The sequence below is a fragment of the Salinisphaera sp. S4-8 genome, from assembly GCF_040361235.1.
In the GTDB taxonomy this organism is placed as follows: domain Bacteria; phylum Pseudomonadota; class Gammaproteobacteria; order Nevskiales; family Salinisphaeraceae; genus Salinisphaera.
This window is the reverse complement of the sequence record NZ_APNF01000015.1, coordinates 31,993-44,653: the sequence shown is the minus strand read 5'-3', so window position 1 is coordinate 44,653 and position 12,661 is coordinate 31,993. Positions and strand designations below refer to the sequence as shown.

Here is a 12,661-nt window from a genome sequence, read left to right as displayed (position 1 = left end):
AAGTCGATGAGCCACGCGAAACGCCTGCTTTATTTCGTTTTTCTTCTCATGGTTACGGCCAGCGCGTTGGCCAAGCCGCTGCCGATCCCGGAGCCGCCGAGCCTGGATGCGCGCAGCTATATCCTGATCGATTTCGATTCGGGCCAGGTGCTGGCTGCCAAGAACGCCGAACAGCGTGTCGAACCGGCCAGTATCACCAAGTTGATGACGACCTATATCGTTTTCGACGAGCTCAAGAAGGGCAATATCTCGCCCGACGACAAGGTCACGATCAGCGAAAAAGCCTGGCGCATGGGCGGCTCGAAGATGTTCATCGAGGTCGGCACCCAGGTATCGGTGGATGATCTGCTGCACGGCATGATCACCGCCTCGGGCAATGATGCGACTGTGGCACTGGCCGAATACGTGGCCGGCACCGAGTCCACCTTCGCCGATTACATGAACCAGTACGGCCGCGAAATCGGGCTGGAAAACAGCCATTTCGTGGATGCCAGCGGCTGGCCGCATGAAAACCACTACATGTCGGCCCACGATATCGCCCGCCTGCTGGGCGCGATCATTCGCGACTTCCCCGAGCTGTATCAACAGTATTTCAACGAAAAGAAATTCACCTACAACGGTATCGAGCAGTACAACCGCAACTCGCTGCTGTGGTCGGACGACAGCGTGGACGGCGGCAAGACCGGGCATACCGAATCGGCCGGCTATTGCCTGTCGGCCTCGGCCAAGCGCGACGGCATGCGCACGATCGCGGTGGTCACCGGCACCAACTCCAACAACGCCCGTAAATCGCAGACCGCGGCCCTGCTCAACTACGGCTTCCGCTTCTATGAAAGCGGGCATCTGTTCGATGCCGGCAAGCAGATCGCCGAAGTCCGTGTCTGGAAAGGCGACGACACCATGCTGCCGGTGGTGGCCAAGGGCGCGGTCGACGTGGCCTTTCCGCGCGGCCAGCGCGATGCGCTGACCACGAGCGCCGAGCTGCCCTCCACCCTGCTCGCGCCGATCAAGAAAGGCGAACGGCTGGGCACGCTGGAAATCAAGTACGACACGAAGACCCTGGCCCAGGTGCCACTTTATGCCGGCAAGGATATCGAGCGCGGCGGTATCTTCCGCCAGCTCACCGACGAAGTGATGATGATGTTCGAATAACCGGCCCTCCGGCCAGCGAGCTGCCCATGACCACTGCATTCGTAAACGGGGAATTCCTGCCCCTCGAAGAAGCGCGTATCTCCGTGCTCGATCGCGGCTTTCTGTTTGCCGACAGTGTTTACGAAGTAGTGCCGTTCTATGCCGGGCACGGCTTTCGCCTGGAGGCGCATCTGGAACGCCTGGAGCGCAGCCTGGCGCTGTTGCGCATGACCAACCCCTACGACCGGCCGCGCTGGCGCCAGATGATCGCGCGGCTGGTCGAAGCCAACGGCAGCGGCGATCTGGCGTTGTACGTACAGGTCAGCCGCGGTGCCCCGGAACGGCGCGATCATCGTATTCCGCGCGATGTCGCCCCGACCGTGGTCGCGTTCTGCCAGAGTCGCGCCCCGGTCGACCCGGCGATACTGGAAAACGGAATCGCTGCAATCACCCACGAGGACACGCGCTGGCGCTATTGCACGATCAAATCGACCTCGTTGCTGGCTAATGTGCTCGCCGCGGACGCGGCCCGCGGCCAGGACGCCGGCGAAGCCCTGCTGGTACGTGATGACGCCGTGCAGGAAGGCACCTCATCGAATGTCTTCGCGGTGATCGACGGGCAACTGGTCACCCCGGCCTTGACCGATACGATCCTGCCGGGCATCACCCGGGCTGCCGTGCTCGAACTCGCGGCGCGCGAGGGCATCGACCATGCGGAGGTCGACAGCCTGTCGGTCGGCGCCTTGCGTAAGGCCAGCGAAATCTGGGTGACATCGTCGATTCGCGAAATATTTGCCGTTACCTCGCTCGATGGCGAAACCGTAGGCAGCGGCAAGCCCGGCCCGCTCTGGACGCGTATGCAATCGGCGCTGCAAGCTATGGCCCATGACTGAACAAACGACCCTACTCGAATTCCCCTGCGAGTTTCCGATCAAGGCCTTCGGCAAGCACGCCGACGATTTCGAAGCGCATATCTATGCGCTCGTCCAGGCGCATGTGCCCGAACTCGAGCGCAGCGCGGTAACCGCGCGTGACAGCCGCGGTGGCAAGTATCTGGCGGTCACCGTGCATATCACCGCACGCAGCCAGGCCCATCTGGATGCCATCTACGGCGATCTGAGCAACGACGACGCCGTGCTGATGGCCCTCTAGCGATGGCTGAGCCCGTGATCGACATCACCCGCTTCGGCTGGGCGCCACAGCCGTACGAACCCGTGTGGCGGGCGATGCAGGATTTCGCCGACACCCGCAACGACGACACTCCTGACGCGCTCTGGCTGCTCAATCATGTACCGGTATTCACCCAGGGCAAGAACGGCCGTGCCGAACACGTGGTGGCCCCGGGCGATATTCCCGTGGTGCCGATCGATCGCGGCGGCCAGGTGACCTATCACGGCCCGGGTCAGATCATGGCTTATGTCATGGTCGACCTTCGGCGTCTGGGTATTGGCATTCGCAGTCTGGTCACGGCGCTGGAACAGGCGATGATCGCCACGCTCGCCGGCTACGATATCGACGCCTTCGCCAAACCCGATGCCCCCGGCGTTTATGTGGGTGCAGCCAAGATCGGCTCCATCGGTCTGCGCGTGCGTCGCGGCACCAGCTATCACGGCCTGGCGCTGAACGTGGATATGGACCTCGAACCCTTCTCGCGTATCGATCCCTGCGGCTATCACGGGCTGGCCATGACCCAGGTCGCCGACCTCGGCGGGCCGAGCTCGCTGGATGTGGTCGCCACCGACCTCAGCACCCAGCTATGCCGCACGCTCAATGTTCGTACCGGCGAGACGCTCGACGCCATGCCGATCTGATAGGCTGCGCGCAAGTTAAGTGCCTACGCTCCAATGAATCCAGACTCGTCCATGGCTGACTCTCGCGACCCGGTGTCCGACAACCTGGTGGAAGTGCGCGCGGTGCATTTTCGCATCGGCCAGCGCTTGATCTACGAATCGGTGGATCTGGATATCGCCCGTGGTCGTATTACCGCCATCATGGGTCCAAGCGGTACCGGCAAGACGACGCTGCTACGCCTGATCAGCGGTCAGTGGCGCCCGGCGTCGGGCAAGGTTTATTTCGACGGCCAGCATGTGGCCGGGCTGTCGCAGAACGATCTGTTCGAACAACGCAAGCGCATGGGCATGCTGTTTCAGTCCGGCGCGCTGCTGACCGATCTGTCGGTGTTCGACAACGTGGCCTTTCCGCTGCGCGAACATACGAAACTGCCCGAACGTCTGATCCGCGACATCGTACTCATGAAGCTCGAGGCCGTTGGGCTGCGCGGGGCGCGCAATCTCTATCCGGCCCAGTTGTCCGGCGGCATGGCCCGACGCGTTGCGCTCGCGCGTGCGATCGCGCTCGACCCCGAGATGATCATGTACGACGAGCCCTTTGCCGGCCAGGATCCGATTTCCATGGGTGTGCTGCTGCGCTTGATTCGCCGGCTCAACGACGTGCTCGGCCTGACCGCGATCGTGGTCAGCCACGACGTCAAGGAAACGCTCGGCATCGCCGACTATGTGTACGTGATTTCCGACGGCGCGGTCATCGACCACGGCACGCCACAACAGATTCGTGATTCCAGTTCGAAATGGGTGCAACAGTTCATCCATGCCGAAGCCGACGGACCGGTGCCGTTTCATTATCAGACCGCCGAGGCCTACGCCGACGACCTGCTCGAGGCCGATCGCTCATGACTTCGTTGCAACGCGGTTTGACCACGGCCACGTCATGGGTCGCCGACCTGGGGCGCGGCGCGATATTTCTGCTGCGTATCCTCATGAGCCTGCCGTCGCTGGTGTTCAAGCCACGGCTGCTGATCGAGCAGATCTATTCGGTCGGCGTGCTGTCGCTGGTGATCGTCGTGGTCGCCGGTATTTTCGTGGGCATGGTGCTGGCCCTGTCAGGCTATCGTCTGCTGGTCGGCTTCGGCGCGGAAGAAGCGCTGGGCACCTCGGTCGCACTGGTGGTCGTGCGCGAGCTCGGGCCGGTGGTCACCGGCCTGTTGTTCGCCGGACGTGCTGGCAGCGCGCTGGCGGCGGAAATCGGGCTCATGAAAGCCACCGACCAGCTCGCCGGCATGGAAATGATGGCGGTCGATCCGGTCAAGCGCATCATCGCCCCGCGTTTTCTGGCCGGCGTGATCGCCCTGCCCTTGCTGACCTCGATATTCTGCGTGATGGCCATCGGTGCAGGCGGCGGCTATTTCGTCGGCGTCGACATGCTCGGCGTGGACGCGGGCTCCTACTGGTCGGGCATTCAGGCCAACGTGGATTTCGGCGAAGACATCATCAACATATTTCTGAAAAGCGGCGTTTTCGGTGCCATCATTACCTGGGTGGCGGTCTACCAGGGCTATCATGCGCCGCCTACGTCCGAGGGCGTGTCGCGGGCAACGACCAATACGGTCGTGATCGCTTCGCTGGCGATCCTCGGCGCCAATCTCATGCTCACTGCCGTGCTTTTCGGCAGTAATTAGGGTTCGTCTATGCAGTCTCGTGCAGTTGAGCTTCTGGTCGGTTTCTTCGTCTGCCTCGGTATCGCGGCGATCTTCATTCTGACCATGCGCGTGAGCAACCTCGCCGATACCAGCGATGTCGACAGCGGCTATACCGTCGTCGCCGCTTTCGACAACATCGGCGGGCTCAAGGTCGGCGCGCCGGTCAATCTGGCGGGCGTGCGCGTCGGTCGCGTGGGCGATATTTCGCTCAATCAGCAGACCTATCGTGCCGAAGCGCGCTTGCGTATCGGCGGCGAATACAAGATTCCCAAGGATTCGGACGCCTCCGTGCTGACCTCCGGTCTGCTGGGCGAACAGTATGTGGGCATCGGGCCCGGCGGTTCGCTCAAGAACATGAAGGACGGCGACGAATTCATCATCACCCAGGGCGCGGTCGTACTCGAAAACCTTATCGGCCAGTTCATGACCAGCATGGGTTCGGACAACAGCAACAACGGCAACAGTGGCGCGACCGGCGGCGGCAATAACAACAACGCATTGCCCGCGCCCTAAGGCACGGGCGCTCGCTTGTGCACAATCAATTCAGGGGCGATTAATCGCCCTGCACGATACTCGATGCCACTGATAACCATGGCAAGAACAACCTGCGAGGATTCGCAATGCTACGCATGACCCGCTCTTTCATCACTACCATCGCCCTGGCGCTGCTCGTGCCCGCTCTGGCGCTGGCCGCCCCGACGCCGCCCGATCAGCTTGCGCGCCAGACGGTGGAATCCGTACTGTCCAAGATGGAAGGACGGCGCGACGAACTGCGCCAGAATCCGCAGGAGCTCTATGCCCTGATCGACAAGGAACTGGTACCGCTGGTCGACCTGCCCTATATGTCGCAGCTGGTGCTCGGGCGCGCGTGGCGCACAGCCACACCCGAGCAGCGCGAGCGCTTTCAGACCGCCTTCAAGAACATGCTCATCCGGACCTACGGTAACGGCCTGCTGAGCTTCGACGACAGCCAGGAAATCGAATACCAGCCGGTACGCGCGCCCGAAGGCGCCGAGGACGTAACCTTCCGCGCCACCGTCACCACCGACGACGGCCAGAAGACGCCCGTGACCTTCCAGCTGCATGTCGTCGACGGGGAATGGAAAATCTACGATGGCAGCGTAGGCAATCTGTCGTTCGTGACCAACTATCGGGGCCAGTTCAATTCGCAGATCCGAAACGGCGGCCTCGAACAGCTCATCGAGCGCATGGAAGCGCGCTACAACACCAGTAATTAATCGCGGATCAGGCTGCGTTCGAAGATGCACGAGCAAGACAGCAACGCCGGGCATATCCAATTGTCCGGCGAACTGGACGCGGCCACCGTGCCCCGGCGCCTGCGCGAGTCCGAAAACTGGTTCGAAAGCGGTCAGGAAACCGTGATCGACCTGTCGGGCGTCAAACGCGTCGATAGCGCCGGGGTCGCGCTGCTGCTGGAATGGGTACGCGATGCCCATGCCCGCCACGCCACGCTAAGCTTTATCAATGCCCCCGCCCAGATGCGCGCGATCATCGACTTCTGCGCGCTCAACGACGTCATTCGGCTACGCGCTACGGATTGAACCGCCTTGGGCGCCCCAAGGCCCCAACGTTCGTTTGTCCGCGAATGAACGCCAATGAACGCAAATAAAGGCGGGATGGCCCGGCAAGCAGTGGGCCAAACACGTTAAATAGCCCGCCGCAGGACGGCCGCCGTACCGGCGTTGCGTTTAAAAATGCGCTGTTGCCCTGGCCACCAAACGTGCGCGTTTATTTACGGGGAAGGATTTTGTGCGGCGCCGCGCCGGCTGACGTAGCTGCGTGCTCGTACTCCCCCCGTTGTGTTTGGTTTGTGTGCTGTCGTCTATCGACAGCCGCAGATGATCGGCTGCGATTGATCTGCACATGAACCTATGGATGAACGACGCTGCGGCTGCGTGGCACTTATGGTTGCTATGTGTACGAAGCCTGCCAGCGCCTGATCATATTCGCGTTCATTGGCGTTCATTCGCGGACAACAACCTGGGAAACGACGTCCGGGCCGAATGCAACGCGGTCCATCTATCGCCTTATATGGTTACGCGCTCACATCGATCTTTGCGCTTTTCGCGTCTATTTGCGGATTAAGCACAGCCGACGACCCGTCACCAGCGCGGGCATCGCGGGCATCGCGGCCATACCCGGCTGCGGCCTTGTTTGGCAAAACGCCTGTCCGCGAATAAACGCCAATGAACGCGAATGTTTTTTGGGCCGGAAGGCGACGTACGAATAGCCTGCCGCGTGCCGCACCGACAAGACCCGTCTGTTCGCGGCCCTTATTTGCGTTCATTAGCGTTCATTGGCGGACCACGCCGACGCGATCGCCGCCGAGTGCCAAAAAGCGCTGCCCGCCAATCTCGCCCCACGGGCTCAGGCCGTGCTCGCTGGCACGTCCCGTCGCCGCGTTGCTTCATAAAAGGCCGGGCCGCGACTAAACGCCAACGCACGCGAACGTTTTTTAGCTAGCACAGCCGGCGGCACCCTGCGGGGGCTATTCGATATGTCCGGCCTACCCGTAGCTCAGCCAAGCTGCCCTTATTCGCGTTCATTCGCGGACCAACAAAAAAACGAGGCGGAAACAGCCCACCTCGTCTTCATTTGCGCTTTTCGCGTTCATTTGCGGACTGTTTCGCGCCGCTTAGCGAATCCCTTGGCACTAGTCGCGCGAAATACCCAGCGTTTCGATGTCGCGGATTTCGTCGAGCGCATCAGGGTTGGCGATGGCCTCGGTATTGTCGATCGTCATACCCCGCAGCAGGCGCGCGACCGCGATTTCCACTTTCTTGCCGCTGCGTGTATACGGCAAGGCGCTGACTGCTTCGATCACACCGGGCATATGACGCGGGCTGGCGTTTTCGCGCAGACGCTGCCGGATGTCGTCTTTGAGTGCGTCGTCGAGCGTATAGCCGCGATTGAGCACGACCAGCAGCACGATACGGGCATCGTCGCCGTGGGGCTGGGCGACGACCATCGCATCGGCGATTTCGGCCATCGGCTCGATCTGGCGATAGATTTCGGCCGTGCCGATCCGTACGCCGCCGATATTGAGGGTCGCATCGCTGCGTCCATAGATGATCGCCCCGCCTGCGGCGGTAAACAGCACGAAATCGCCATGCGACCAGACGCCGTCGAAACGGGAGAAATAGGCCTCACGATAACGGCTGCCATCGGCATCGTTCCAGAACCCCACGGGCATGGACGGCAATGGCAGCGTACACACCAGTTCACCGCATTCGTCGATAACCGGCTGGCCGGCTTCATTGAAAGCCGCGGCCGCGACACCGAGCAGGCGGCACTGGATTTCGCCGCGGCGTACCGGCAATAACGGCGCACAGCCGACGAACGACGACACGATATCGGTGCCGCCGGAAGTCGAGCCCAGCAGCACGTGCGCTTTCACCTGCGCATAGACCCAGTCGTAGTCGGCCGGCAGCAGGGGCGAACCGGTGGAAAACAGCACGCGCAACGCGGATAGATCGTGGTTTGCGCCTGGCGCGATGTCGGCATTACGACAGCCAGCCAGCCATTTCGCGCTGGTGCCGAAATGAGTCACACCTTCGTGCTCGGCCACCTGCCAGAGCATGTTCATATCCGGGTGCCCAGGATTGCCGTCGTAGAGCACCAACTGCGCACCGGTGAGCAGTCCCGAGACATGCCAGTTCCACATCATCCAGCCACAGGTGGTGAAGTAGAAAAACACGTCGTCGCGACCAATATCGCCGTGCAGCATCAGCTCCTTGCTGTGCTGAAGCAGCGCGCCGCCCGCGCCGTGGACGATGCATTTGGGTGCGCCGGTCGTGCCCGATGAAAACAGGATATACACCGGGTGCTCGAAAGGCTGCGGCGTAAACGATGGCGTCGCGCCGCGATGCGCAGCCAGCGCATCGGCCCAGGCAGTAACCCGACTATCGTCAGGCGGCGTGAGTCCGCAGTTCGGCGTGACGAGCACATGGTTAATCGAGGGAATGCGTTCGCAGAGTGCATCGATACGATCGCGGCGGTCGAAATCCTTGCCGCCGTAGCGATAGCCATCGACGGTAATCAATACGCGCGGCTCGATCTGGGCAAAGCGGTCCACCAGCCCAGCGACGCCGAAATCCGGCGATGCCGAAGACCAGATCGCACCGATGCTCGCACAGGCCAGCAGGGCCACGATCGGCTCATGCGTATGCGCGACCACCCCGGCCACGCGATCGCCCGCGCCCACGCCGTGTGCAACCAGCCATGCCTCGAGCGCACCGACCTGGGCGAGCAGTTCGCCGTAGCTCAGGCGTGTCGTTTCGCGTGATTCCGACAGACCGACGATCGCGGTTTTGTCGGCATCGCCATGGATCGCCTCGCGCAGCAGATTCTCGGCAAAGTTCAGCCGGGCGCCGCCAAACCAGCGCGCACCGGGCATCGCGCGACTATCAAGGACCGTATTGCCGCGCGCCTCGGCGATCACGCCCGTGTAATCCCAGATGCTGGTCCAGAAATCCTCAAGCGCATCGATCGACCAGGCATGCAGGGCATCGTAGTCTGCGACCTCGGCGATGCCCTCGCGCGCGAGCCATTGAATATAGTCGTACATGCGGCTGGCGCGCATGCGCTCGGCACTGGGTTGATAGACAACGGGATTGGTTTCGCTCATGCGTCGATCCTTTCTGACGGCGTGCGGTCGCGTTCAGGTTACACCCGCGAAACGGTTGCGCATCGTATGCCGCGCCGCATCCTTGATACCGAGTGCATCCTCGCCGATGAGCACGCGCTGCACGTTTTCCGAGCCCTCGCCCACGGTGAGCATGTCGATATAGGCCTGCAATCGCTGAACGGGATATTCCGCGGTCAAGGCATTGCCGCCAAACACTTCGCGGGCGACATCCACGGCCAGACGCGCGGCCTGCGTGGCGAAATACTTGCCGCGCGAGGCGACACGCGTGGACGTACGACCCTGATCCATCGTCCAGCCAATACGACGGGCCATCAGCCGCGCGGCCTCCACATGCACGGTGGCATCGGCGATACGCTGTTGGATGAGCTGATGCCGCGCGATCGGGCCGCCGCCGACCACACGCTCGTTGGCGTAGGCGATACTGGCATCCAGCGCGGCCTGGGCGAGACCGGTCAACCGGGCGGAGACAGTCAGCCGGCCGAACTCCAGCGCGTTCATGGCAATAGCAAAGCCCTTGCCCTCTTCGCCGAGGCGATTCTCCACCGGCACCTCGAAGTCGTCGAGAAAGACCGTGCAGGAGCGCAAACTTTTCGACAGCCCCGGCATATCGATCGGCTGTGCGCTATAGCCTTCGAACTTCTTGGGCTCGACGATGAACGCGGTCACACCCTTGTGTGCCGGCTGCGCCGTGGGGTCGGTCTTGGCGAACAGCACGCCCACATCCGCCGCGTTGGAAAACGTGATCCACATCTTCGAGCCGTTGAGCAGGTAGTGATCGCCCGAGCGACGTGCGGTCGTGCGCATGGCCCCGGCCGGGTCCGAGCCGCCCCCAGCCTCGGATAACGCGAACATACCGATCGCACGGCCGCCGATCAGTTCGGGCACGAAGCGTTCGATCTGTTCCTGCGTGCCCCAGTTGTAGATCGTGTACGGGCAGGTCGCACACTGCACGTTCATGGCATAGCCGTAGGCCGGTGCGATACGCGAGACTTCCTCGGCAATAATGGACACCGCCATGAAACCCGCCGCGTTGCCCCCCAGCGACTCGGGAAACGGCGCGCCAAAAAAGCCCGCCTCCCCCATTTCTCGTATCAACGGATAGGGAAACTCGCCGCTACGTTCGTATGCTTCGGCCTCAGCGGTCAGCCGCCGTTGGGCGAAATCGGCGACCGCGTCGCCGAGCGCGACCAGTTCTTCGGGCAGATCGAAGTCCATCGGGCTCTCCTAGGCACAGGCGCGGCCTTCGAACATCCGCGAGACATCAGCCGCCCTCGGCCAACGCGGTTTCGATACGCGCACGCGCCTGCATGAGCATGGGAATATATGTTTTTTCGAAAATCGGCATGGGCACGGCCTGGGCCTGCGCGATGACATTGAACGCACACAGTACGCGGCCCTGGTGCATCACGGGCACCGCGGCGGCGCGGATGGTGGAAACCGACTCGCGCTCGTTGACCGCGTAGCCGCATTCACGTGTGCGGGCCACCAATGCGTTCACGGCCGATCGGTCGTGGGCGCTGCGCTCGTCCGGATCGTCACCGGCAACCAGCGTGTCGATGATCGCGTTGCGCTCGTCGGCTTCGCAGAAGGCCAGATACACCCGCCCGATCGCGGTCAGCATGACCGAAACGCGTGTACCGATCTTGCGATTGACCGAGAAACTGCCCGGCTGGCGGTTGGTATCGGCAATCACCATCTTGCCGGCCTGATAGAACGCCAGATCCGAGGGCCAGCCGGTCGCGTCGCGCAGTTCCTGAAGAATGGGCGCGGCGGTGGCAATCAGCGCTTCGTCGGCCTCGTAGTTGTTGGACAGCGCCAACGTGCGCGCGGCCACCAGATAGCCCCGCCCATCGGGCGTGGTGGTTACATAACCGCCATGGCGCAGGGTATCCAGCACGCGCAGAACGCTCGCCTTGGGCAAACCGGTGGCCGCCTGGATATCCGTCAATCGTACCGGTCCTAGTCGATTAACCGTCTCAAGGATTGTCAATCCTCGCATCAGTGCCGTGACGGGCGCGTACGCCAAAGTTTCACCTAGTGAACCATCGTTCCAAAATTATTGCAGCCCGAAACCCGGCGTGCAAGACTCGGCGCGTAGAACACCTCGTGCGGGCGCCTACCTGCTCCTCGCCCGATCCGATCGAATCGCAGGGACTTCGAATGTTCGAATTGTTGAAAGGCATTACGGTGCTCGACCTGAGCACGGTCGTATTCGGCCCATTCGCCTCGCAAATGCTGGCGGACTTCGGCGCCGACGTGATCAAGATCGAATCGCCCGATGGCGATATCTTTCGTGCGGCCGCACCGGCGCGCAGCCCCCGCATGGGCGCGGGTTATCTCAACCTCAATCGCAACAAGCGTTCGATATCCCTGGATCTGAAGACCGCCGAGGGGCAGGCGACGCTGGATCGGCTGGTCGCGGATGCCGATGTTTTCCTGCACAACATGCGCCCGCAGGCGATCGAAAAACTCGATCTGGGCTACGAGCGCCTTGGCGCACTTAACGACCGGCTGATCTATTGTGCAGCGGTGGGGTTTGGCAGCGACGGCCCGTATGCGAACGATCCGGCCTACGACGATGTCATCCAGTCCATGACCGGCTTTGCCTCGATGAATATCGACCCCGACGCCGAACCGCAGCTGCTACCCACGATCCTCACCGACAAGGTCGCCGGGCTGTATGCCCTGGCCGGTATTCTCGGCGCGCTGCTTTCGCGCGAACGTACCGGCCAAGGCATGGCCGTAGAGGCGGCGATGTTCGAAAGCCTGGCGTCGTTCATGCTCGTCGAGCATCTATCCGGGCACATCTTCGAGCCGCCCGAGGGCACGCTGCGCTACGACCGCCTCACCTCGCCGCATCGGCGTCCGCATCGCACCGCAGACGGTCACATCGCGGCGCTGCCGTATTCGACTCGTCATTGGGTAAGATTTCTGCGCCTGATCGGCCGCGACGATCTCGCCGAGGCCGACTGGGTATGTGATGCCTCCCGACGCAGCGAGCGCATCGGTGAACTGTATGCCGTCCTGGCCGATGCCATGCCCGCACGCACGTCCGCCGAATGGCTGACCGAGTTCCGACGTTTGGACATCCCTTGCGGGCCGGTCAACCGCCTGGAAGATCTGCTCGACGATCCGCATCTGGCCGCGGTCGGCTTTTTCCAGCGGGTCGCGCATCCCAGCGAAGGGGCCATCAATACCCTGCGCCAACCGTTACGATTCATCGATGCCCCCACCCGGCCCGACACCCCGGCACCGCAGCTGGGCATCGATGGCCGTACGGTACTGCACGACTACGGCATGGACGATGCCACGATCGATGCGCTGGTGGTCGCCGGCGCGCTGCGTCTGCCCAACGAATAAGCCAG

Annotated in this window: 14 protein-coding genes; 10 read left to right on the top strand and 4 right to left on the bottom strand. The window is 62.4% G+C overall.

Translation table 11 applies throughout. The features are described from left to right. The first annotated feature begins 6 nt into the window (after window positions 1–6). The 9 genes from S4A8_RS17275 (at window position 7) to S4A8_RS17235 (ending at window position 6,189) form a co-directional block, all read left to right on the top strand. Window positions 7–1,152, top strand: coding sequence for a D-alanyl-D-alanine carboxypeptidase family protein (locus tag S4A8_RS17275; RefSeq protein WP_353221090.1), 1,146 nt, complete (start codon window positions 7–9; stop codon window positions 1,150–1,152). Window positions 1,153–1,178: 26 nt separating this feature from the next. Continuing rightward, on the top strand, window positions 1,179–2,024 hold the full coding sequence (locus S4A8_RS17270) for a D-amino acid aminotransferase (protein ID WP_353221089.1): 846 nt from the start codon (window positions 1,179–1,181) through the stop codon (window positions 2,022–2,024). Next, window positions 2,017–2,283, top strand: a complete 267-nt coding sequence (locus tag S4A8_RS17265) for a YbeD family protein (protein ID WP_353221088.1) — start codon at window positions 2,017–2,019, stop codon at window positions 2,281–2,283. Before S4A8_RS17270 ends, S4A8_RS17265 begins: the two co-directional genes overlap by 8 nt. Before the next feature lie 2 nt (window positions 2,284–2,285). Further along, window positions 2,286–2,942 carry a lipoyl(octanoyl) transferase LipB gene (lipB, locus tag S4A8_RS17260; protein WP_353221087.1) on the top strand — a complete coding sequence of 219 codons (657 nt, stop codon included), beginning with the start codon at window positions 2,286–2,288 and terminating at the stop codon, window positions 2,940–2,942. A gap of 51 nt (window positions 2,943–2,993) precedes the next feature. Further along, window positions 2,994–3,824, top strand: coding sequence for an ABC transporter ATP-binding protein (locus tag S4A8_RS17255; protein WP_353180619.1), 831 nt, complete (start codon window positions 2,994–2,996; stop codon window positions 3,822–3,824). Next, window positions 3,821–4,606, top strand: a complete 786-nt coding sequence (gene mlaE / locus S4A8_RS17250; protein ID WP_353180620.1) for a lipid asymmetry maintenance ABC transporter permease subunit MlaE — start codon at window positions 3,821–3,823, stop codon at window positions 4,604–4,606. The genes S4A8_RS17255 and mlaE overlap by 4 nt, the downstream gene beginning before the upstream one ends. Window positions 4,607–4,615: 9 nt before the next feature. Beyond that, window positions 4,616–5,140, top strand: coding sequence for an outer membrane lipid asymmetry maintenance protein MlaD (gene mlaD, locus S4A8_RS17245; protein ID WP_353180621.1), 525 nt, complete (start codon window positions 4,616–4,618; stop codon window positions 5,138–5,140). Between the two features lie 107 nt (window positions 5,141–5,247). Beyond that, complete coding sequence (locus tag S4A8_RS17240; protein ID WP_353221086.1) at window positions 5,248–5,865, top strand: MlaC/ttg2D family ABC transporter substrate-binding protein; 618 nt, start codon at window positions 5,248–5,250, stop codon at window positions 5,863–5,865. A gap of 24 nt (window positions 5,866–5,889) precedes the next feature. Beyond that, complete coding sequence (locus S4A8_RS17235) at window positions 5,890–6,189, top strand: STAS domain-containing protein (RefSeq protein ID WP_353221085.1); 300 nt, start codon at window positions 5,890–5,892, stop codon at window positions 6,187–6,189. 494 nt (window positions 6,190–6,683) lie between these two features. Here S4A8_RS17235 and S4A8_RS17230 read toward each other — a convergent pair whose 3' ends face one another. From S4A8_RS17230 to S4A8_RS17215, 4 genes are all read right to left on the bottom strand, one after another. Then, complete coding sequence (locus tag S4A8_RS17230; protein ID WP_353221084.1) at window positions 6,684–6,935, bottom strand: hypothetical protein; 252 nt, start codon at window positions 6,933–6,935, stop codon at window positions 6,684–6,686. 366 nt (window positions 6,936–7,301) lie between these two features. Next, window positions 7,302–9,275, bottom strand: a complete 1,974-nt coding sequence (locus tag S4A8_RS17225; RefSeq protein WP_353221083.1) for an acetoacetate--CoA ligase — start codon at window positions 9,273–9,275, stop codon at window positions 7,302–7,304. 33 nt (window positions 9,276–9,308) lie between these two features. Beyond that, a complete protein-coding gene (locus tag S4A8_RS17220; RefSeq protein ID WP_353221082.1) occupies window positions 9,309–10,511 on the bottom strand; it encodes an acyl-CoA dehydrogenase family protein in 1,203 nt (400 codons plus the stop codon). Between the two features lie 46 nt (window positions 10,512–10,557). Continuing rightward, window positions 10,558–11,295 carry an IclR family transcriptional regulator domain-containing protein gene (locus tag S4A8_RS17215; RefSeq protein WP_353221081.1) on the bottom strand — a complete coding sequence of 246 codons (738 nt, stop codon included), beginning with the start codon at window positions 11,293–11,295 and terminating at the stop codon, window positions 10,558–10,560. A gap of 161 nt (window positions 11,296–11,456) precedes the next feature. On the opposite strand from S4A8_RS17215, the gene S4A8_RS17210 reads away from it, so the two are divergent. After that, window positions 11,457–12,656 (top strand): CaiB/BaiF CoA transferase family protein, encoded by a 1,200-nt coding sequence (locus tag S4A8_RS17210; RefSeq protein WP_353221080.1) that lies wholly within the window; start codon window positions 11,457–11,459, stop codon window positions 12,654–12,656. Window positions 12,657–12,661 lie beyond the last annotated feature (5 nt).